Consider the following 22,285-nt stretch of genomic DNA (forward strand, 5'->3'; position numbering starts at 1 on the left):
AATTTTTAACCCTGTTCGTCGTCAAAAATATCTTCTATTTTTAACTCAAACAACCTTGCTGCCTTAAAGGCCAGTGGCAAGCTGGGATCAAACTTACCTTTTTCAATCGCATTAATAGTTTGGCGAGAAACATCTAGCAGCTCGGCCAACCTTGCTTGGGTGTAGTTATGCTCGGCTCTTAATACCTTTAATCGGTTTTTCATTCATCACCTGCACAATAGTGTTTGTTAAGTACATACACGCTAATTAAATACACTGCTCCCATTAAAAACATTAAATCGGGTATCTGTGCTTTAAAATCAATTAAGCCACTCAATTGCAAATTAGTGTACGCAAGCCCACCTACCAATATTGCACCTAGGGTAAACCCCATGGCACTGAGATGTATTTTTTGCATCAGCTCATCCATCCCCTGTAAGTAACGTTTGTTAGCCAAAATCATTACAATGCCGGCTATTACATTTACAACTATAAAAAAGCCGCTAATTATCTCGGCGCGATCCCAAATTAATGTCGGGCCAAAGCTACATAACGCTAAGGTGAGTAACCAAATCAAGGTACATTTAACCAAGTAGCTAGTATTTTTAATTTGGCGTTGTTTTAAATTTAATTCTGTTTTCATTGCTTTAATCCTGTTTCAAAAGTAACGCTTACTTTACAAATATCATTCATACCATACAAAAAGTCAAGTTAACATTACATTTAAATCTAACATATCTTGTTTTTAATGAGCGAGTGGCTTGCAAGCCCATATAAACCAGCCTTTCGTTTGCTTAAGTTAAATTTTATTCATCTTAAACTATGGTTTAGACCATGACGGGAGGAGGCTTTTAATTTAAAATGTCAGTCTCTTTATTCCTCATTCCCATATTCAATTTTAAATAAACGTGTGTGTTGTATTTTTTAAACGTACAGGCGTTTTGTTTGCTATTAAATTTTATTCAATACCTTCAAGGATTTTACATGGCCGTTGATACTACATCGCCGTCGAGTCAGCCCAATAGAGCCGCTATTTTAGTTGTACTTGCGCTAGGCACCTTTATTTTGGGTTTATCTGAATTTTCTATGATGCCTATGTTGCCATTAATTAGTGAAGCATTTGGTAGTACCCCATCACAAAGTGGTTATGCCATTAGTGCTTATGCTCTTGGAGTGGTTGTTGGCGCGCCTATTTTAATGTTGGCAACAGCAAACATGCGTAAACAAAAAGCGCTGTTACTATTTTTAAGTTTAATGTGTATTGCTAATAGCTTAAGCGCCTTAGCTAGCTCATTAGAGCAACTTGTACTGTTTCGGTTTTTAAGTGGTTTACCCCATGGCGCATATTTTGGCGCAGCCTTATTATTGGCCTCAGATATAGCGCCTGTTGGAAAGCGTGCTAGCTTTATGTCAAAAGTATTTATGGGGCTGACAGTCGCAACCATTGTAGGTGTACCTGTAGTAACGCTCGTTGGGCAAAATTTGAGTTGGCGCTATTGTTTAGCCGGGGCAGGTGTACTGGCGTTTATTGCCTTTATTTTTGTTTATTACGTGGTACCCAATGTTAAAAATACTCAAAAATCTAATTTACTAAACGAGTTAGGGGTATTAAAAAATAAACTGGTTTGGTCTATTTTGGGTATTGTTATTATTGGTTTTGGTGGCGTATTTTGTATTTATACCTACGTGGCCGACACTATTTTAGATGTAACCCAATCACCCGCCTATACTATTTCAATTGCGATGGTGATGTTTGGTATTGGCTCCACACTCGGTAATTACATACTAGGAAAAGCAGCCGATAAATCGGCAATTAAAACCACGGGACTAACCCTTGCCTCAACTATTATTTTTGCATTTGCATATGTAAGTGCCAGCTATAATATTTACTTACTTTATCTGGTGATCTTTTTTATTGGCTGTAGCTTAGGGCTTTCTACTTTAGTGCAAACACTGTTAATGGATGTATCGCCCAATGGCCATGCCATGATTGGTGCTCTCGTACAATGTGCTTTTAATATTGCTAATGCAATTGGCCCATGGGTAGGCGGCATTGCTATTGCACAGGGGGCACAACCAAATCAAACCGGGTATGTTGCAGGAGCATTATTTTTAGGCGGGTTATTTATGTGGTGGCTTAGCTTTATACAAATAAACAATAAAAGCGCAAAACAAACGGCTGCAGCGTATTAAGTATAAAAAGAGCCGCGTATAACGGCTCTTGTTATACTGAAAATTATCTTACTGCTTTAAAATCATATCTTGATGGGGTATGCCATCTTCTAGGTACTCCTCCCCAACACACTCAAAACCAAATGAGCGATAAAAATTTAGTAGGTAGGTTTGTGCGCCTATATAAATATCACGAGTAGGCCACTGAGTCCTACAACAGGCAATAGCCTGGCTAACTAATTCTTTGCCTAAACCAGAGCTGCGCTGTGATTGAGCAACTAAAACGCGCCCTATCGCACTATACTGTGCATCTTTTTCATAACAACGGGCATAGGCATTTACTGTTTGCCTATTGAGTGAATACAAGTGGCGAGTAGCATCTGCAATATCCACATCATCAAGTTCGGGGTAAGGACACGCTTGTTCTACAACAAATACGTCAACACGTTCACGCATTATTGCAAACAGGGTTTGGGAGTCGAGCGCAGAGAATGGCTCACATTTAAACGCCATTTAAACACCTTTTATTATTACAGGGCCTTACTAAAAGGCCCCATAATCTTATTAAGCAAATAATCGCTCTAACTGATCACATAACTGAGATAAGTTAACATGATCATGCTCGATAGTTAAATCGACATAACCGTCACTTCTAAATGCTCTGTCTAACTCAATCAGTACATGCGTTTTATGCGCTTCAGGAATAAACGACAGTTCAATTTCCTTTATGCCAAATAAGCTGCGACTATTTGGTTGATATTCAAGCTCTTGATAACACCCAGACACAGATTGAAAAGTAGATGCACGTAAATGGCCTTGCTCTACATCTGCTTTAACTAAACTAAATCCTAGCTTCTCCATTGCTTGCATACAGGTTTTAACTGCTTCATTCGGATAGATGTGCAAATGGTCTTTATCTGTTGGATCAAGCGCAAGGTCAATATCAAGCCCTGTTTCTAACCACACATAAGACTGGTTATAACCGGCATTAATTTCAGTAATTGGTGTTTCTGAATGCAAACGGGCTTCAAATGGGATAGTTTTAACTTCACCAGGCTCAACAGTACCAATGTCAGTTATGCGCCATTGATCAATAACATGATTAGTAAAGTAATCACCGTCTTCACTGGCTACTTTAACCCGAGTAACTAACATTAAATCTAAACCCGCAATTTCTTGACTTACATCACCTGCACTAATAACAATTTGTGCATTGAATAGTTGGCCAGGCTGAAGATGCTCGGTTTCTAAAATAGTATCCACCTTGGCGGCACCAATGCCTACCGATGCTAAAATCTTTTTAAACATATTTTCTCCTTAAGCTAAGCAATACACTTGTTTGCTTACACTTAAACTCCTTCGTTATGGCATCTTAACCACATTTAAAAGCGCTTGTCAGCGAAAAACTGCTATTTACATGCTGTTTACCATAAAACCAGCCATTTATGTGTGTTTTTTGTACTTTACAGCCGCTTTTATGCATACATAAAGGTGTTTTAGCAATCAGGTGATAAATACTCACTATCAGCCAATTAGCAGTAGGAAATAAGTAGATAAATTGTCAATAAGCATTGTTTTTCGCTACACTACAATGCCAAGTGCAGTGATACTAATAACTATGGAACTAATTTATTTTGCTACCGCCTTCGTCTGCGGTTTTGGTATATATCAGCTAAAATTACCGCCGCTTATCGGCTTTCTTATGGCCGGATTTATTCTTAATTTAGCGGGTTACAAAAGCACGGAGCTACTCGAAACGATTGCCTCTTTAGGGGTCACACTGCTACTTTTTAGTATTGGCCTCAAACTAAAAATTGCTAACCTTATAAAACCACAAGTGTGGGCTCCTGCCACCATACATATTATTTTAAGTAGCGCATTGTTTAGTGGCTTCATGTTGCTGCTTGGTGTATTCGCACTGCCATTATTTGTCGATTTAAGCTGGCAAAGTGCATTGTTAGTCGGCTTTGCTTTAAGTTTTTCGAGTACGGTATTTGCTGTAAAAGTACTTGAAGAACGCGGTGAAATGGCAAGTTTGCACGGTAAAATAGCCATTGGTATTTTGGTTATGCAAGATATATTTGCAGTCATATTCTTAGCGGTCAGTACAGGTAAAGTACCGAACATTTGGGCCTTAGGGTTAATTGTTGCACTACCTTTGTTTCGCCCAATTATGTACTGGGTTTTAAACCGCTCTAAACACGGTGAGTTACTGCCGCTATTTGGCTTTTTCTTTGCATTAGTAGCTGGGTACAATGCCTTTGAATTCGCAGGATTAAAAGGCGATTTAGGCGCATTGATCATTGGCATGATGTTCGCTCCTCACAAAAAAGCTGGTGAGCTGTCTAAATCACTGCTTAGCCTAAAAGACATACTACTGGTTGGCTTTTTCTTAAGTATTGGTTTAAGTGCAGAGCTTACTGCCCACTCTTTAGTCGTTGCTTTAATTTTAGTATTAATTATCCCTATTAAAACGCTGCTTTACTACATACTAACTAATTTATTTAAACTGCGAGCTCGTACCTCTTTGCTCACCGCATTTAGTTTGGCTAACTTTAGTGAGTTTGGCTTAATTGTTTGTGCCGTTGCTGCATCTAGCGGCATGGTTACCTCTGAATGGCTCGCGGTTATCGCGATTGCCGTATCAATTACATTTGTGATTGCCTCCCCTTTAAATAAACGCTCTAACGAGCTGTACGTTAAAATTGAACGCCTCTTATTGAAGTTTGAAAGCAAGACCCGCTTAGCAGAAGAGCTTCCTGTAAACTTAAATGATACGAAAATAGTGATCTTTGGTATGGGTAGAATTGGCACTGGTGCCTATGAAACAATAAACGCAACTCACCCTGATGTAGTTGCAGGTATTGATATTAAACCTGAGGTGGTCGATAAACATATTAAACGTGGACGCAGAGTATTAATTGCCGATGCCACCGACCCTGATTTTTGGCAGCGCGTTAATCACTCTCATGTAGAAATGGTCATGTTAACTATGCCTAAGCATATGCAAAATATTTTTGCTTTAGAGCAATTACAAGCATCAGGCTATAAAGGGCAAGTAACTGCGATTGCTAACTACCCCGATCAGCAAAAAGAATTAGAAGATATGGGAATAGATTCTACTTATAACTTTTATTTAGAGGCTGGTAGCGGTTTTGCGGAGCATGTAAAGCAAACCTTGTTTCCGTAATCGGACTTAGATGCAAATAGATTGCATTTACATTCCTTTACATCTGAGTATTTTATTGGTGAAAAAATCAGGTAAAATGTCTGTGTTGGTTGAATAAAGCTAATACCTAAGTTTGTGTTTTATAAAAGACAAATAACGGACCCCTTGCTTTTAAGTGACCAATAAGATTCTCAAATTAGAGGGCCTACTCCCTCTATCAATAGGCTGTTACTTGCCCGTTACAGCCTATTTTATTTCCTTAAAATCCCTTACACTTATCCCCATTATTTATAAAAGATGTCAGTAATGGATCCTCAACAACTAAAAATCGCGATTAACACCATTATGCCATTTGGCAAATATGCAGGACGCCCTTTACTTTTACTGCCTGAGCCTTACTTAGTGTGGTTTAAACAGCAAGGCTTTTCTGATAGCAAGCTTGGCTCTCAGCTCGCTATGATGTACGAAGTGAAGCTTAATGGTTTAGAGCAAATGCTGATGCCACTACTAGAAAAAAATAGTAAATAAAATAGAACTTTTTTATAAGTGGTCTGTCTATCTATTTGCTACTTGTTGATTTTTTGGTTTTAAACCGCAAAAAAGCGCCTTTATGGCGCTTTTTTATTGTTTGGGATTTAGTTGTCGAGGGTGATAATAAACTTAACCCCACCCAGTGGTGAGTCTTCAATCTTGCACTGCCCTTTATGCCAACTAATAATTTTATTTACAATTGCTAGCCCTAATCCAAACCCACCGGTTTTTTTATCACGGCTTTTATCTAAACGGGTGAAAGGTTTAAACACTTTCTCACGTTCAGCATCCGCAATACCTGGGCCATCATCTTCAATCACCAGAAATAACTTTTCGGCGTTGGCAGTTAAACTAATATGCACAGTTTGCGTAGCATGTTTCAGTGCATTACTAATTAAATTTTGTAGCACTCGCGACATGAAATGACTATCACATACGTTTATAAATTGACTCGGTAACGTTGTGGTTAATTTAATAGGTGTATCAAAAGTTACTTTTTCGATATTAGCTTTAATTAATGCGACGATATCACAGGGAACCAATTGCAAGCTTGGTTGCTGTGTATCTAAACGAGCGTATTCCAACATTTCTGATACCAAGGATTCCAGCTCATGAATATCCATTTGCATATCAGATAAATAGTGCTGTGCTTTGCCATCTTGAACTTTACTCTCTAACATTGCGATTGCAAACTTCAAACGGGCTAATGGTGTTCTGAACTCATGTGACACTGATGAGGTCAGTTCTTGTTGAGCACTCAGTAAAAACTCTATCCGTTGCTGCATTACTTTTAATGTATCAGTGATGGGTAAAAAGAATGATTTAGAGCTGTCGCTTAATTGAAAATCTTGCGCCCCACCGACCGCTTCACAGGCTTGACTGAGCTTGGCAAAATCTCGCCATAACAATAAGCTCCATAACCCTATCGGTAAGCTAATAATAAATAAAACTAATAAATAAGGTATCACGGTCCCAGTGTTTTTAGCTTTAACACCTACAGGACCTACTTGTAATAACTGAGAGTTATTTAAAGTGACATACCAAACAATACGTTGCTGCTTATCGTACAAGTAAAGGTAATTATTTTGAGCTAATTGTGTTTGCTGCTCAGGAGGGAGAACCAAATCTTGTTGGGCGATAACTTGGCTATCAAAATTATGCTTTAGCTGCTCAAGACCATCTGCAGTTTGAGAAAGCAGCCATAACGACTGCCCAAATTCATTATCTAACAAAACATGTTGCTCAGATTCATCATACGGCCAAAGCTGCTCTATAACACCACTGGCAATAAACAAAGAAGCAATAATATACACGTAAAGGCTAATAAATAGCTTTCCCATTAACCTAGCCTAATACCTTGCATTAATTACATGTCCCACGCATCTGATACAAATAAATAGCCTTGTCCCCACACTGTCTTAATACGGTATGGTTTATCACTGTTATCACCAAGCTTCTTACGAATTCGAGACACACGTACATCAACGGTTCGATCTAGCCCATCGTACTCACGTCCAATCATATGTTGGTGCACGTGTTCTCGGCTGAGCACTTCTCCTGCATTTGAAGCTAATAACCACAGCAATTCAAACTCATGTGAGGTTAATACGATTTCAACACCACTTAGCTTTACAATACGGCTAGTTTTATCTATTGATAAGTCACCAAACTTAAGCTCTTCTATGGCTTTTACGCTAGGCTGTCCACGGCGTAATAATGCACTAATTCGCGCCAATAGTACGCGCGGCTCTGCAGGTTTAATAACGTAATCGTCAGCACCGAGTTCTAAGCCGATAACTTGGTCAAAATCTTCGCCCTTTGCAGTAAGCATTAAAATAGGTAAGGTGTATTTGTCGCGCACTTGACGGCACACACTAAAGCCATCTTTTCCTGGCAGCATCACATCTAGAATGATTAAATCAACATGGTTTTCACTCAGATAAGGAAACACTTCGTCACCGCGTTCTAATACGTCAACTTCTAAGCCATTATGCTCAAGATAGTCTTTGGTTAATTGTTGCAACCCTAAGTCATCTTCAACAAGTAATATCTTTGGCATTTACTGCTCCTAAATTAAAAAAAGCTCCAAGGTGAGCGTAGCCGATGTTTTTTCTTAGCGTATGCAGTTTGCACTTCTACTTGCACACTCGCTAATGACACACCTGTAAGGGGATTAATCAGGGAGTATATGGTCTCCACCTGAACACGCGCTTTATAACTAAATTGCCCTTTTTTTACCCCTTGCCAACATTGCAATTGGGTATCTTGCTGGTATAAACACACATCACTTGGCTCAGACAGTTGCCACTTAAATTTTAACTCAAGATCACAAAATTCTTGTTGTTCGGAAACCACACAGACTTTGGGTGATACGTTAAGTGAAGAGGCTTTTGCAACACTTAGGTTGCTAAAAAATGAAGCTGCAAACACAACCAACATAAAACACTTCATATTAAAATGTATGTTCGAATCCTATAAAGGCGGTCATTGAATAGTCATGTTCAAAGAGCGGACTGCTATCCATTGCTGAATAGTCATAATATGCTAAATGAAAACGAAGTGCGTTGGCTTTACCTACCGGCCAACGGACGTCGATTTTAGCATAAGGTTGCCAGCTACTACCAACTTCTATTTCACCATATAAAGATTCTGTATTGTTTAAGCCATAAAAGTAGTTATTTAGTTGTGCTGATTTGTAGTTTACGCCTAAGGTCGATTTAAGTTCTAACACCTTAAGATCAAAATGGTATTGCCATTGTAGCGAGCCCCTGAAGCTATTATAAACACTGTTTACGTCATGCAATAATTGCGCAGAAAATACCTGTTGTTGTTTTACAAAAACATAACTGACGCCGGCATCCAGCACCACTCGTCTTTTTTGAATATTATTGATATTAATCTGGCGAGGAGATTCAATGTGTTGCGATTCTAATATTTCGTTATTAGCCGTTGCTGTGAGCGGGAATATATTTTGCGGGTGCCAGTCAATAAAAAATCGTGATTCTGGGTTAATTTCTGACACAAAGCTAATGTTATGCGTATCACTTTGTATAAAAGAATAGCCTAAACGACCGTTATCAAAAAACCAATTTTGGCCATAATAAGCCACTTGTGGAACCACCACCAAAGGAATGTTGTCTGCACCATGTAAAGGGTTACTAATCACTCCCCCCCCTAAGCTGACACTAATTTTAAGCTCATCAGTAGAGATGTGTTGCTGCGTCTGAGCAAAGGCATTAGCGCTAAACAACGCCAATAAAATGCATATTTTTATTCTCAGATATAACACCATGGGGTTATTCACTAGTTTATAAAGTGGCTTTGACCCTATAGTAGCAAGTAGTATAAGTACAAGCTCTAGAGGGTTACAATCATTAACAAATTTGATACAAACGGAACACGTTTACAAATTAGCGGCTATTTCAACTCGATTTCGACCATGGGTTTTAGCCAAATAAAGTGCTCTATCAGCCTTTTCTACTAATAAACAGCTTTTACTAAAAGGCTCCATTAAAGCAATACCAAAACTTGCTGAGATATTACGTTTATTATCGCTATCTTCTTTTTTACGAATAGTTAATTTAGCAATACTCAAACGCAACTGATTGCAAAATGTCATCGCATCATTAATGCTATCAAAGTAACCTGTAATACAAAATTCTTCACCACCGAAACGATACGCATTATATTGTTCTTGCACACAATTTTGAACTTTCTGAGCGACAAGTTTGAGTACCTCGTCGCCTTTTTGGTGACCAAAATCGTCATTAAAACGCTTGAAGTGATCAATATCGAACATTATTAACACGGCTAACTTAGATTGCTCATCTTGTGAAGATGCATGAACACAAAACTCGACTATGTCAGTATCAAACTTACCGCGATTAAATAACCCCGTTAGTGAATCTTTATCAACCGCTTCTTGAGTCATAGTGAGGGCTTCTCTTAAATCTTTTATCTCATTATATGCTTGCGCTAATTTAGTTTGGAAACCGCGAGCATAATCTTGCATTGCGATTGATTCATCTGTTAGACGTTCAACACAAGATAGAATTTCATTAAATGAGTTAATGCTAGAGAGTGTTTTTAACTCATTTTGTGAGTCAACTAACGAAGTAGTAAAGCTTTTTGAATACTGAATAGAGTCACTCAAGTCAAACTGTACTTGCTCTACCGTACCATGAAATTTTTCAGACATTTGTTGAAAAAACGCTAATTCTTCGTCGTTTATGTATTTATCAAATATTTCCTGTGCATTTTGAGCTGAGCAAGTATTGTGCTGACCGATAACTTTATCAAGCTCTGTATTTAGTTGCGGGTTATCGCCCTGTACATAACAGTACCAAATCGCATAGTTTATTGGCGTTACTGGCATTTTGTACTTCACCATAAGTGGAATGGCTTTTTTTAAACACTGGGCAGAATGAGCAAGTGAGGCAGTATTATCCATAATTGAAACTCTCAGACATCACAACAAAGATGTTAACAAACACATAAATATTAGCGGTTTATATTAACACTTTTTTATCATCCAACAAGCCTATATTGTGTTTTCTCCCATATTTTGTGCAATATTCCACAGTGCACTAATAGCAGGATCATTTAATTCTTTATGTAATACCGCTAGGCCAATTTTAAAACCTTGTGGGGGCTCATCTTTGCTATCCAAAATCTGAACTTTATCGTTTAAAGGGCTATTATCGAGAACAATTTTTGGGATCATGGCCACGCCTAAGCCCAAACTCACCATAGATACCATAGCCTCATGCCCAGCGACTTGTGCATAGATTTTTCCTTGCACGTTATTTTTTCGCCACCACTGCTCTAACCTTTGTCGTGAAAACCCTTGTTCAGCAACAATAAATTCAAGCTCAGACCAATCAATAGTCTCGCTGTTATTGATTAGTTTTTCTGTGATCGGACATTGAATAGTGGGCGCAATTAATACCAGTGGCGAGTAACCAATATCTACAAATGCAATTTGTGCAGGTAATTTACTGGGTCTGGCTGCAATGGCCATAGATTCATGTCCATCTAACACTCGGTTAATAGCCAAGGCGGGATCGCCCGTATTTAAGGTAATTTCAATATGCTGATGCTGAGCTCTCAGTTGCTCTAAAATATGATGCAAAAAACTGTAAGACGCGGTAACGGAGCAATAAAGGCTCACATTGCCATAAATATGTTGTTGCGGTTCGTTTAAATTAGCTTTAAACCGCTGCCAATGACTAAGTGTTGCACTGGCATACTCCTTAAATGCAACGCCTTCGCGGGTAAGCTTTACACTGCGATTATCACGCTGGAATAACATCACCCCTACTTCATCTTCTAACTGCTTAATATTACGACTTAAAGTGGGCGCACTTATGTGGCATAACTCACTGGCACGAGAGAAATGAAGCGTTTTTGCCAACGCCAAAAAGTAATTTAAATGCTTATGATCCATAACAACACCGGTATTTCATATTATGAAACACTTTAATTCAAATATATCATTTTACGCAAGAAAAGATTTTCCATATTGTTATTCCAAGCAAAGCAAAAGCAATGCATCTAACAAACTGAATTAATAGGAAACTTATCATGGCAAATTATTTTAATAGCTTACCTTTACGCGAACAATTAGCGCAATTGGCACAATGTGAATTTATGGGCGCAGACGAATTTAACGACGGTGTTGCTGCACTTAAAGGTAAAAAATTGTTAATTGTAGGCTGTGGCGCTCAGGGCCTAAATCAAGGCTTAAACTTACGTGATTCTGGTTTAGATGTAGCCTATACACTACGTGATTCAGCAATTACTGAGCGTCGTCAGTCATTCTTAAATGCATCTGACAATGGTTTTAAAGTGGGTACATATGAAGAATTAATCCCAACAGCCGATGTAGTACTTAACTTAACACCTGATAAACAACATACTGCAGTTGTTAATGCCATCATGCCATTAATGAAACACGGCTCAACCCTTGCCTATTCACATGGCTTTAATATTGTTGAAGAAGGCATGCAAGTTCGTGAAGACATTACCGTTATTATGGTTGCACCAAAATGCCCGGGGTCAGAAGTACGTGAAGAGTATAAACGCGGCTTTGGTGTACCTACATTAATTGCGGTTCACCCAGAGAATGATCCTCAGGGTCATGGTTTGGCACAAGCAAAAGCCTATGCCGCAGGTACGGGTGGTCATCGAGCGGGAGTACTTAAATCATCGTTTATCGCCGAGGTTAAGTCTGACTTAATGGGTGAGCAAACCATTTTATGTGGCATGCTACAAACTGGCTCTATTTTATGTTTTGATAAAATGATTGATAAAGGCCTTGATGCCGGTTATGCCTCAAAGCTAATTCAATATGGCTGGGAAGTGATCACAGAAGCACTTAAGTATGGCGGTGTTACTAATATGCTTGACCGCCTATCAAACCCAGCCAAAGTAAAAGCGTTTGAATTAAGCGAGCAATTAAAAGTAATCATGCGCCCACTGTATAACAAACATCAAGATGACATTATCGATGGCACATTTTCACGAGTCATGATGGAAGACTGGGCAAATGATGACGCTAACCTACTAAAATGGCGTGCTGAAACCGCGGAAACTCATTTTGAGAAAACCCCAGCGGGTGATGTAGAAATTACTGAGCAAGAGTTTTTTGATAACGGCATTTTAATGGTAGCCATGGTTAAAGCAGGCGTAGAGCTGGCGTTTGAAACCATGACTGCAGCCGGTATTATTGCAGAATCAGCTTATTATGAGTCACTGCATGAAACGCCGTTAATTGCTAACACCATTGCACGTAAAAAGCTGTTTGAAATGAATCGTACTATTTCAGATACTGCAGAGTATGGTTGCTACTTATACAACCATGCATGTTTACCGCTACTACAAGAATTTATGCAAGATATTGATACTGATGTTATTGGCAAAGGCTTAAATGAGCAGAGTAATCAAGTAGATAATCAAACCTTGATTCAAATAAATACCGCACTGCGTGAACATCCTGTTGAGAAAATTGGTGCTAAATTACGTGGCTATATGTCAGCAATGAAAAAAATAGTTTAACCCTATAACCCTAGAACTTTCACTTGTTAGAAACCAAGCCCACTTGCATTTTGCTGTGGGCTTTTTTAATGTAAATTAATCATCAATAGCCGAAAATAAATAATGTGCTAGAATAATCGCCTCATTGCCTCAGTTGTAAATATATAAGCACTACCATGACGATACAAAATCTCTCTATTACTCAAAAAATTACAGCACTTGGAAGCATCATTGCTATTTGTGTTGCTGTATTAATTGGTTTGACGTCTTTACATAACTCAAAGAATATTATTGAGCAACGCATGATCGAATCAGAACTGCCAAGCAAGCTGCAAACAATCAGTAATCATATTGGTGGGGAGATCAATGAACTTTTAGGCGCAGCACAGCAGCTTTCTGCCAATGCCTTTATTTTAGATTGGGCAAACTCTGGCAACACCAACGATGCGTTATTACTCAAAGAACTTAATCGTTTAGTTGAGCAATATGATCTTGCAACTGCTTCGTGGGCAAATAAAAATACCGCGCAATATTGGAATCAAGATGGCTTTTTACGGGTGTTAAAAAATGATGCTACAGATGGTTGGTTTTTTGCTTTTACCCAATCAAAACAACCTTATTCAATCAGTATTTATCAAGAGTCGGCAAACGATGTAAAAATGTTTGTTAATCACCAACAGCCTAATGGATTCGGCTTGGCGGGCTTAGCAAAAAGCATTACTGATATGCAAAAGCTACTACAGCAATTTAAAATTGAGCAGTCAGGATTTGTATTTATTGCCGATAAAAGTGGCTTAATTCAGCTACACAAAGATGCAGCTAAAGTCGCTAAGGTTAATATAGATAGTATTTATAGTGCTAATATTCATAACAAATTACTTGATGAAAATGGTTTTACTTTAGAAGAAGTAAATATTAACGGACAAGCCACGCTGATTGCTGCCACACCAATTAAAAACACCGACTTATTTGTGTTGGCTCAAGTACCAAAAAGCGAGGTATTCGCAAGTGTAAACACCCTCGAGTGGCAAATATTCACATTTACTATCATTACAGCACTTATCGCAAGCGTGATAAGTTACTTGTTAGCTCGCTCTTTAGCCTCACCGTTATCAAAAATGGCGGAGTTGTTTTCTCGTTTAGGCCGCGGTGATGCTAATTTAGCGTATCGTCTACCAGCATCACCTCAACCTGAACTCAATAATTTAACGTCAGGGTTCAACCAGTTTATTGAGAAAATAGAAACCGCCATTGTGCAAGTCGCTGATGAAAGCCATGGTATTCGTCAAAGTTCTGATCATGTCTTTGCGCAAGCAAAACAAAACTCCTTAGCGCTGGATAAACAAAAAGAGCAAACTATTTCAGTTGCTGCAGCGATAAATGAAATGGGCGCTACAGTGCAAGAAATAGCACAAAGTGCAGCAAATGCAGCTAAGTTAACCAACGATAGTCGCGATAATACCAAACAAAGCCATCAACAAGTATTACAAAGCCAAACGACAATCTCAGCCCTTGCCAGCGACATCGATGGTATTACCGAGCAAGTTGCACTGCTTTCTAAAAAAACCATAGACATTGCCAGTATTGTAGATTCAATTAGAGGGATTTCAGAGCAAACCAACTTACTGGCTCTCAATGCAGCCATTGAATCTGCACGTGCAGGTGAACATGGTCGAGGTTTTGCAGTCGTTGCTGACGAAGTTAGAGCACTGGCAAATCGTACATCACAGTCAACCACTGAAATTCAATCAATGATTGAAGAGCTCACTCAAATTTCAGATGATGTTGTAAATGATATTAGCCAATCAAAAAATAAAGCCCAACAAAGCGTTAGCGCAATGCAAAACTCGGTTGAGTTACTTAATACTATTACTGAAACAGCGAATGAAATTAACGATATGGCAACTCTAATTGCCACAGCCACCGAACAACAAAGCAGTGTAGTGAACGATGTGGGTGGAAGTATTGAGCAAATTAGTGAGATCAGTGATAAATCAATGAGTGAACAAATAAATACCGAACAAGCAATTCGTGACTTAGCCACCAGCGCACAAACACTTGATGCGCTAGTTGCCACGTTTAATCAGCAGCGTTAAATAGTTTGTTACGTTTTAAATAACCTCTGTACAAAATAACCACTATACTTAAGTGTGTTTTTTGTACAGAGGTGTGTATGAGTGCTGTTCAAGGTAAACATTATTTACTGGCTGTCTGCTTGCTGAGTTTAAGTGCGTGTAGCACTACAAATAACGCCAATTTAAGCGTGCCAATCCCTATTATTACTCCCCCAATGCAACTTCAACAGCAGCCTATCGAGTCTGAGCTGCAAATATTTCAACTCGACCAGAGTCTCAAACAGCAATTAAGTGCTTATGTACAAAAAAATAAATCGGCTGATAAAATTGCCTATAGTCTACTTAGTTTTTTACTCACAAATGGTGATAACTCACTATCTTACCAATCTACTAGCACACAAACTGCATCTCAAAGCTATCAAAATTTAAATGCTAATTGTCTTTCCCTCTCTATTTTAGCGTATAGCTTAGCCGAACATTTAGGCCTTAAAGCGCGCTTTCAAAAAGTACATGTTCCTGAGTACTGGGCGTTAAATCAAGGATTTAATTTACTCACTGGGCACATCAACCTTGCCATAGACAATAAAACTAAGCTCAAAGACAGCTCACTTGTTTATCAGCGTAATAAGCGCTTAATCATTGATTTTGACCCCAATAGCCGACAAGCCCGTTTTGCAACCTCATCGCTGTCAAAAAAACGAGTGACCGCCATGTTTTATAATAATAAAGGCGGTGAGGCACTGGTAAATAAACACTATGATTTAGCGTATAGCTATTTCAAAGCCGCAATTAATACCGACGCTTCATTTAGTGCTAGCTGGGGCAATTTAGGGGTACTCTTTAAACAATTAGATGATTTAAAGCAAGCGGAGCAAATGTACAGCTATGCTATTGCCTTAAACGCCAATGATAATACTGCGCAAGGTAATTTAGCATTATTATATAAACTTACAAATAGAGTAGCCGAAGGCGAAAAGCTATTGGCAAAGCTTGACAAAAAGCGCCAAGAAAACCCTTACTATCATATATCGCTTGGAAACAGTGACTATGTGAATGGTGATTACGCAAATGCAATTAGCCATTATAAAAAAGCAAACGCTATGTCACCGACACTTCATGAAAGCCACTTTGGGCTAGCGCGCAGTTATTTTGAATTAAATAATATAACTAGAGCGGAGTTTCATTTGCGTAAAGCTAGAAAAAAAGCAGACTTTGATCATGAAAAACAGCGCTATGACAATAAGCTTATCGCATTAAAGTCACTCACCGCTAAGGCGAATCATCATTAAATTATTTAGCTTAACCTGTATCATAGTTTTTATAAGTTGGGGCGGCCTTTGTAAACAGATTGAGCCGCAATTATTAGCTGATTTAACTATATTAACCAGCTCGGAGTTAGCTGGTAGAAAAACGAATAGCCATGCAGCCTTGCTCACAAGGGAGTATTTAAAAACACGCTTCAAAGAGCATCAACTTACAGTAAGTGAACAACCTTTTACTTATTCCTCAGGGCTATTCTCTAGCGCACAAGGCGTTAATATTATTGCCACTAATACTGTAAAAGATTTACCTGTAATTGTTATTACTGCGCATTATGATCATCTAGGTCTAAAAGCAGGAAAATTACACCCAGGTGCTAACGATAATGCCTCGGGTGTTGCTGCATTACTTTATTTATCGAATGCGCTAACGGATTCTTCTTCATATCGTTTTATGTTTGTTGCAACAGACGCTGAAGAAAATGGTTTACACGGCAGTGAGCACTTTGCTAAAACAATACGCCAGCTCCCGATTGTTTTAAATATTAACTTAGATATGTTGGCAATTAAAAAGTCACATAAGCGTTTATACGCGCTAACAAGTCGATCTTTAAAAGCCCAGCTTAATCCGTTATTTACTCAGATTAACGGGGACAAGATCAAATTAAAGCCTGTTTATTCATCACGAAAAATGAGCCGACTCACCAACACGAAACAAATAGATTGGCGCAGAGCCAGCGACCATTATTCATTCGCTAAACAAAAAATTCCGTATGTGTACTTTTCTATGGGGGCAGATAACTACCACCATAGTGCCAGAGATACGCTCGAAAATATTAACGCTCCCCTCTATCAAGAAGCCGTATTGCTAATTGAGGAATTTATTAATCAGCTTTTGACAAACTCCGCGGTATTAACTCCCTCTTTAAAAGCAGCAACATAAGCCTCTTTTTTTGCTCGTGGAAGTTTTTTTATCGCATATTCTAATTTGCTTGCGTCGCTTTTAGTACCTACTTGTTGTTGATGAATCAGCATAAGCGGCCCTTTACCTTTGAGGTTTTTTGCTCCTTTACCTGCTTGATGAGTAGCGATACGTCGAGCAACATCAACAGTAATACCGGTATACCAATGACCAAACCGTGTTTGCACAATATAAAGTGACCAAGTTGGCGGTTTATTTTTAATTTTGCACAACTCATTGTTTAAACTTTTTTGATTATTAATGGTCAAAACCTCGCCTTAACGCGCTAAACAAAAACAATTACTCAAAAGGGTTTTACCTTGAGTGACTAATCGGTATCATGCAGATTATAAAAAATAAGGATCACAACTAACAATGCAGTCGTTAAAAACTTTTTCTCTTTGGCTTATCGTCGCTTTAACGCTTAGTTCAGCCGCAGGTTGTTCTAGCTGGGTATACAGAATCAACATCCCTCAAGGTAACTTTTTAGAACAATCAGACGTTGATAAGCTTCGCGTTAATATGACTCGCGAACAAGTAATTTACGTATTAGGCAGACCCATTGCCGAAGACGCCTTCGATAAAAATACTTGGCGTTATGTATACAGCTTCAATAAAGGGCGTGCTAATGAACAGTTTAAATCATTAGTACTAAACTTTGAAAATGAAAAGCTAGTTACAGTATCGGGCGACTATGAGCAACCAGAAAACTTTACAACGCCTTTAGAGCAATAAGAAGCTATATAAGGTTTAATTAAAAAAGGTGAGCATGGCTCACCTTTTTTGTATCTAACGATCTAACGGCCGGCCACCAGTGACTTTATTAGCGCGGCCCTCTTCTTTGGCTTTTTCAGCACGTTTTCTGCGAGCATCTTTAGGGTCGGCAATTAATGGGCGGTAAATTTCAATTCTATCGCCATCTTTAAGCTCATGATTTAGCTTCACCGTTCTGTTCCATACGCCTAAAGTTAAATCGGTTGCATCAATCTCAGGGCATTTTTTAATAATCCCTGATTGTATTACCGCTTGCTCAGCCGTTGTGCCTTGCAGCACTTCTATATTTAATGTGGTTGCCTTAGTGGGTAACGCGAACACAACTTCAATATTGATCATGCACGTTCTCCATACACTGTTTTTGCACGTTGAGTAAACGCACTCACCATGTTTTTTGCCACATCATTAAAAATTTTACCAAACGCCAGCTCTATGAGCTTACTTGAAAATTCAAACTCTAGCTGTAAATTAACCTTACACGCATGTGTATCTAATTGCTGAAAGTGCCAGCGACCCTGTAGGGTTTTAAAAGGACCATCAACCAAGCGAAGCATCACTGTTTGCTCATCAATTAGCGTATTTTCAGTGGTAAACCATTTTTTTATGCCGGCTTTAGATATTTCTAAACTAGCGGTCATGTTATTATCATGCTGCTTAATAATTTTTGAGTCTGAACAATTAGGTAAAAACTGTGAATAGGCTTCTACATCATTGACTAGATCAAACATCTCTTTAGTGCTGTACATAACCAGCGCGCTTTTTTCTATTTGTGGCATACTCACTCCCAACTGTGTGCAGGAATTTTAGCAAGCTTTGTGCGTTTCCCCAAACTTTCATCGCGCTTAAATTAATCCTTCGCTTTTGCATGTATAATTTAAAAAAATCGATGTAAAACATCTTGTATAACGTATATTATAGGGCACTATGGCTAAGAAAAATTCATCAAAATCGACAAGTAATACCATCGCGCTAAATAAAAAAGCGCGACACGAGTATTTTTTACACGACAAGTTTGAAGCAGGTGTTGAACTCCAAGGCTGGGAAGTAAAAAGTATCCGAGCAGGTAAAGTAAATATCTCTGAAACTTATATTCATCTTAAAAACGGTGAAGCATTTTTATTAGGCAGTACCATTCAGCCTTTAAATAGCGCATCGACCCATGTTATTTGTGACCCGCTACGTTACCGTAAATTACTACTAAGCAGGCGTGAGCTTGACCGCTTAGTTGGTGCAACTGAACGTGATGGTTATTCATTAGTTGCCACCGCTATGTATTGGAAAAAATGCTGGGTGAAGCTTGAATTCCATTTAGCTAAAGGTAAGAAAATGCATGACAAACGTGAAGACGGCAAAAATAAAGATTGGTCCCGTGAAAAAGAACGTTTAATGAAACATAAAGTTTAAATAAAAACGTCTAACATCATGTTAGGCGTTTTTTTTTAATTAAATTTTTAGCAAAATACAAATTATTACAAATTAAAGTCGCTCGGTGATTTATTTTTAAATAATGAGAAGACCCCCCTCCCGCACCAGATAGCGAGTATCCCATCGTTTTCCTTTATTAAGAAAATAAGTACATATTCGTGCCGATAACAAAATCATCTTTGCGGCTAATTGATAACACTTAAGTTACATGGTATTAATAATTCGACTTGTAAAAACAAGTAAATTATAACATATCAACAAGGACTTAAGGATGAAGCAATCAATTGCATTTACACCGAGCTTAATCATCGGTGCTACTATCGCATTGTCAGCAGGTTTTAGTACAACAACTTATGCTGCACAGCAAACTGCAGAAAAAGTAGAACGTATTCAAGTAACAGGCTCTCGTATCAAACGTTCCGATATAGAAGGCCCATCACCAGTACAATCCATTAATAAAGAAGACATCGAAAACATGGGTTATGACAACCTACAACAGCTGCTTGAAAGAATGCCTGTTGCAGGTAATGGTACCTTTTCAACCCGTGGTAATAACCAAGACTCGACCGCTAATGGTTCAGCTGCCGTCAGCCTTCGTGGTTTAGGGGCTGATGCTACCTTGGTACTTATTAATGGTCGTCGTGTTGCTATAAGCGCATTTGCAGAAGGGATCACCAACTCATTTGTTGATATAAACAGTATTCCTGTTTCAGCAATCGAACGTATTGATATTTTAAAAGATGGCGCATCAGCAATCTATGGCTCTGATGCTGTAGCAGGTGTTGTAAACGTTATCTTGAAAAAAGACATCGACGGTATTGAAGTTAATTTAGGTTACGGCGGCACAGATGGTCCTAACTATGAAGAAACCACGGCTAGCATTGTTTGGGGTACAACAAGTGCAAAAAGTAGTGCATCCGTTATTATTGATTACTTTAAGAACACTTCTTTATCATCAGATGAAATGGGCCGCTTAGGTACCGCTAATCAGTCTCCATATGGCGGTGAAGATTTCCGTTCTTCACGTGGTTTCCCTGGCTACTTCTATGTTGATGGCGTTAAAACAATCGACCCTGCATGTCCTGCAGAAAACGCAACATCAAGCGGTAGTTGTTTATTTGACTATGGTCCATTCGGCTATATTGCCCCTGCATCAGAACGTGTGGGCGCAATCTCACAATTTGAATACCGTTTTGACAATGGCATCACCGGCTTTTTAGAAATGGCTGTACAGCATAACAGCTCAGTTGCAGCGGGTGCACCAACGCCACTCGATGAAGATGCAGGTTTAACTGTACCAGGGAATCATCCAAATAACCCGTTCGGTCAAGATATAGAAATTGGTCGATACAGAACAGTGGATGCAGGCGCGCGTCAATGGGATATCGAATCAGATACATTACGTTTTGTTGCTGGTTTAAAAGGTGAAATTAACGACTGGAGTTGGGAAACAGCGGTACAAAAAGGTCGTAGCAAGTCATTACAAACAGGCGATCGCTCACAAGGTTGGGTTCGCACCGACTTCTTACAACAAGAAATTGACGCTGGCAACTACAACCCATTTGGCGGCACTTACAACGATCCGGCTGTAATTGACAGGATTACTACAAGCTTGGTTCGCCAAGGTGAGTCTCATATGACGTCGTTCGATGCTAACATCTCAGGTGAAGCATTTAACTTTGGTGATGATGTTGTCATGATGGCAGCCGGTATTGAATACCGCGAAGAAGACGTGACTGATATTCCAGATGATCAATTTCAACGTGGATTAATCTTTGGTACCGAGTCAGTTTCAGCTGCCGCAGAGCGCGACCAATACGCTGCCTATGTAGAGTTTTCAATTCCACTTGCTGAGAACTTAGAACTACAACTTGCAGGTCGTTACGATGATTACAGTGACTTTGGTACCACCACAAATCCTAAAGTCGCTTTACGCTGGGCACCTACTGATGAAATCACAGTTCGTGGTTCTTGGGCGCAAGGCTTTAGAGCACCTTCACTGGCACAAGTAGGTTTAGGGCCATCTCAGGAGAGTCAGTTTTTTATTGATAACTACCGCTGTGATGCAACAGGTAAAGATTGTGATGCGCTAGATTACAACATTGAATTTGCCGGTAACCCAGATTTAGAAGCTGAAGAGTCTGAATCTTGGAACGTTGGGTTTATTTGGGCACCCACAACTGACTTTGGTTTAAGTGTTGATGTGTGGAGTATCACCCAAGATAATAAAATTGATGAGCAAGAGTTTGGTCCAATTTACAACTCAGAGTGTAATAACCAAAATAGTACAGTATGTGTTCGCTTACCACCATCAGGTACAGACAGCCTAGGAACTATTCAAAAGATTTTCAGTACTTTTGAAAACGTTTCATCACAAGAAGTTTCTGGCGTAGATATTTCAGCAAACTACAACCATTCACTGGATGATTTAGGCTTACTGAAATTCAATTTAGAGTGGGCTTACCAAGATAAGTTTGAAAAAGACGGCCGCGATTACACCGGTGAATATGGTTACCCAGAGCACCGTTGGATTTTCTCAACAAACTGGGAAATTGGCCAATTCAACACGAACATGAACATTAGTTATGTGGGTGAGTTTGAAGATACGCCAGATATCGATTTCGATGGCAACTTAGACTTCGATAGTAATACATCACGTACTGTTGATTCTCAAGTATTGGTTGATTTACAAACCTCATATCGTATTACTGAGTCAGCTAAAGTATCGTTAGGTGTTAATAACTTATTTGATGAAGAGCCACCATTTGCAATTGGTGATGGTGATTCAGATCTGTATGGTTACGCATCGGGTGTACATAACCCTCGAGGTCGTTACATTTACACTAAAGTGAGCTTTTCGTTTTAATTAAAAAGCAATAAAAAAAACCGCCAATATGGCGGTTTT

At 38.9% G+C, this 22,285-nt stretch carries 23 protein-coding genes; 10 read left to right on the forward strand and 13 right to left on the reverse strand.

Annotation, left to right across the window (positions count from 1 at the left end; all coding sequences use genetic code 11):
* Positions 1 to 5: 5 nt before the first annotated feature.
* Positions 6 to 203: a helix-turn-helix transcriptional regulator gene (locus tag CWB75_RS09290; protein ID WP_008108814.1), complete on the reverse strand. Its 198-nt coding sequence runs from the start codon at positions 201 to 203 to the stop codon at positions 6 to 8.
* Positions 200 to 622: a hypothetical protein gene (locus CWB75_RS09295; protein WP_010391213.1), complete on the reverse strand. Its 423-nt coding sequence runs from the start codon at positions 620 to 622 to the stop codon at positions 200 to 202. Before CWB75_RS09295 ends, CWB75_RS09290 begins: the two co-directional genes overlap by 4 nt.
* Positions 623 to 963: 341 nt before the next feature.
* Here CWB75_RS09295 and CWB75_RS09300 point away from each other — a divergent pair, with 341 nt between their 5' ends.
* Entirely contained in the window at positions 964 to 2,172 is a 1,209-nt protein-coding gene (locus tag CWB75_RS09300) for an MFS transporter (RefSeq protein WP_138570483.1), read from the forward strand.
* A gap of 48 nt (positions 2,173 to 2,220) precedes the next feature.
* Here CWB75_RS09300 and CWB75_RS09305 read toward each other — a convergent pair whose 3' ends face one another.
* Together CWB75_RS09305 and CWB75_RS09310 are read right to left on the reverse strand one after the other, a co-directional pair.
* Positions 2,221 to 2,664, reverse strand: coding sequence for a GNAT family N-acetyltransferase (locus tag CWB75_RS09305; protein WP_054201688.1), 444 nt, complete (start codon positions 2,662 to 2,664; stop codon positions 2,221 to 2,223).
* Between the two features lie 51 nt (positions 2,665 to 2,715).
* Positions 2,716 to 3,459, reverse strand: a complete 744-nt coding sequence (locus CWB75_RS09310) for a sporulation protein (RefSeq protein ID WP_109874306.1) — start codon at positions 3,457 to 3,459, stop codon at positions 2,716 to 2,718.
* Between the two features lie 310 nt (positions 3,460 to 3,769).
* On the opposite strand from CWB75_RS09310, the gene CWB75_RS09315 reads away from it, so the two are divergent.
* Both CWB75_RS09315 and CWB75_RS09320 read left to right on the forward strand, forming a co-directional pair.
* On the forward strand, positions 3,770 to 5,341 hold the full coding sequence (locus CWB75_RS09315) for a cation:proton antiporter domain-containing protein (RefSeq protein WP_109874882.1): 1,572 nt from the start codon (positions 3,770 to 3,772) through the stop codon (positions 5,339 to 5,341).
* Between the two features lie 285 nt (positions 5,342 to 5,626).
* Positions 5,627 to 5,848 carry a DUF3820 family protein gene (locus tag CWB75_RS09320; protein WP_138570484.1) on the forward strand — a complete coding sequence of 74 codons (222 nt, stop codon included), beginning with the start codon at positions 5,627 to 5,629 and terminating at the stop codon, positions 5,846 to 5,848.
* Between the two features lie 107 nt (positions 5,849 to 5,955).
* Here CWB75_RS09320 and CWB75_RS09325 read toward each other — a convergent pair whose 3' ends face one another.
* From CWB75_RS09325 to ilvY, 6 genes are all read right to left on the reverse strand, one after another.
* Positions 5,956 to 7,191: an ATP-binding protein gene (locus CWB75_RS09325; protein ID WP_054201689.1), complete on the reverse strand. Its 1,236-nt coding sequence runs from the start codon at positions 7,189 to 7,191 to the stop codon at positions 5,956 to 5,958.
* 26 nt (positions 7,192 to 7,217) lie between these two features.
* Positions 7,218 to 7,910: a response regulator gene (locus tag CWB75_RS09330; RefSeq protein ID WP_010387984.1), complete on the reverse strand. Its 693-nt coding sequence runs from the start codon at positions 7,908 to 7,910 to the stop codon at positions 7,218 to 7,220.
* A gap of 14 nt (positions 7,911 to 7,924) precedes the next feature.
* Positions 7,925 to 8,290 carry a DUF3019 domain-containing protein gene (locus tag CWB75_RS09335; protein WP_010387982.1) on the reverse strand — a complete coding sequence of 122 codons (366 nt, stop codon included), beginning with the start codon at positions 8,288 to 8,290 and terminating at the stop codon, positions 7,925 to 7,927.
* Between the two features lie 13 nt (positions 8,291 to 8,303).
* Positions 8,304 to 9,017 (reverse strand): MipA/OmpV family protein, encoded by a 714-nt coding sequence (locus CWB75_RS09340; protein ID WP_502704780.1) that lies wholly within the window; start codon positions 9,015 to 9,017, stop codon positions 8,304 to 8,306.
* Between the two features lie 237 nt (positions 9,018 to 9,254).
* On the reverse strand, positions 9,255 to 10,301 hold the full coding sequence (locus CWB75_RS09345; RefSeq protein WP_081374092.1) for a GGDEF domain-containing protein: 1,047 nt from the start codon (positions 10,299 to 10,301) through the stop codon (positions 9,255 to 9,257).
* A 90-nt stretch (positions 10,302 to 10,391) separates the two neighbouring features.
* Positions 10,392 to 11,297 (reverse strand): HTH-type transcriptional activator IlvY, encoded by a 906-nt coding sequence (gene ilvY / locus CWB75_RS09350; RefSeq protein WP_138570485.1) that lies wholly within the window; start codon positions 11,295 to 11,297, stop codon positions 10,392 to 10,394.
* Between the two features lie 137 nt (positions 11,298 to 11,434).
* On the opposite strand from ilvY, the gene ilvC reads away from it, so the two are divergent.
* The 4 genes from ilvC to CWB75_RS09370 all read left to right on the forward strand — a co-directional run bounded on the left by ilvC (position 11,435) and on the right by CWB75_RS09370 (position 17,163).
* Entirely contained in the window at positions 11,435 to 12,907 is a 1,473-nt protein-coding gene (gene ilvC / locus CWB75_RS09355) for a ketol-acid reductoisomerase (protein WP_138570486.1), read from the forward strand.
* A gap of 155 nt (positions 12,908 to 13,062) precedes the next feature.
* A complete protein-coding gene (locus CWB75_RS09360) occupies positions 13,063 to 14,982 on the forward strand; it encodes a methyl-accepting chemotaxis protein (RefSeq protein ID WP_138570487.1) in 1,920 nt (639 codons plus the stop codon).
* Positions 14,983 to 15,059: 77 nt separating this feature from the next.
* Positions 15,060 to 16,250 carry a tetratricopeptide repeat protein gene (locus tag CWB75_RS09365; RefSeq protein ID WP_075169665.1) on the forward strand — a complete coding sequence of 397 codons (1,191 nt, stop codon included), beginning with the start codon at positions 15,060 to 15,062 and terminating at the stop codon, positions 16,248 to 16,250.
* A gap of 139 nt (positions 16,251 to 16,389) precedes the next feature.
* A complete protein-coding gene (locus CWB75_RS09370) occupies positions 16,390 to 17,163 on the forward strand; it encodes a M28 family peptidase (RefSeq protein WP_226915976.1) in 774 nt (257 codons plus the stop codon).
* Here the strand turns inward: CWB75_RS09370 and CWB75_RS09375 are convergent.
* Positions 17,109 to 17,450, reverse strand: a complete 342-nt coding sequence (locus CWB75_RS09375) for a GIY-YIG nuclease family protein (protein ID WP_021033156.1) — start codon at positions 17,448 to 17,450, stop codon at positions 17,109 to 17,111. The genes CWB75_RS09370 and CWB75_RS09375 overlap by 55 nt on opposite strands.
* 106 nt (positions 17,451 to 17,556) lie before the next feature.
* On the opposite strand from CWB75_RS09375, the gene CWB75_RS09380 reads away from it, so the two are divergent.
* A complete protein-coding gene (locus CWB75_RS09380) occupies positions 17,557 to 17,916 on the forward strand; it encodes an outer membrane protein assembly factor BamE (RefSeq protein ID WP_010387969.1) in 360 nt (119 codons plus the stop codon).
* A gap of 54 nt (positions 17,917 to 17,970) precedes the next feature.
* Here the strand turns inward: CWB75_RS09380 and CWB75_RS09385 are convergent, their stop codons facing one another.
* Positions 17,971 to 18,294, reverse strand: a complete 324-nt coding sequence (locus tag CWB75_RS09385; protein WP_008109106.1) for an RnfH family protein — start codon at positions 18,292 to 18,294, stop codon at positions 17,971 to 17,973.
* The gene (locus CWB75_RS09390; RefSeq protein WP_054201695.1) at positions 18,291 to 18,731 is read right to left on the reverse strand and encodes a type II toxin-antitoxin system RatA family toxin; all 441 of its coding nucleotides are present in this window, start codon (positions 18,729 to 18,731) and stop codon (positions 18,291 to 18,293) included. The genes CWB75_RS09385 and CWB75_RS09390 overlap by 4 nt, the downstream gene beginning before the upstream one ends.
* Positions 18,732 to 18,879: 148 nt before the next feature.
* Between CWB75_RS09390 and smpB the strand changes: the two genes are divergently transcribed.
* Together smpB and CWB75_RS09400 are read left to right on the forward strand one after the other, a co-directional pair.
* Positions 18,880 to 19,359 (forward strand): SsrA-binding protein SmpB, encoded by a 480-nt coding sequence (smpB, locus tag CWB75_RS09395; protein WP_008109102.1) that lies wholly within the window; start codon positions 18,880 to 18,882, stop codon positions 19,357 to 19,359.
* 292 nt (positions 19,360 to 19,651) lie between these two features.
* Positions 19,652 to 22,246 carry a TonB-dependent receptor gene (locus CWB75_RS09400; RefSeq protein ID WP_138570489.1) on the forward strand — a complete coding sequence of 865 codons (2,595 nt, stop codon included), beginning with the start codon at positions 19,652 to 19,654 and terminating at the stop codon, positions 22,244 to 22,246.
* Positions 22,247 to 22,285: the final 39 nt, after the last annotated feature.

Origin of the sequence: Pseudoalteromonas sp. S1608 (assembly GCF_005887265.1) — a bacterium.
Taxonomy (GTDB): Bacteria; Pseudomonadota; Gammaproteobacteria; order Enterobacterales; family Alteromonadaceae; genus Pseudoalteromonas; species Pseudoalteromonas undina.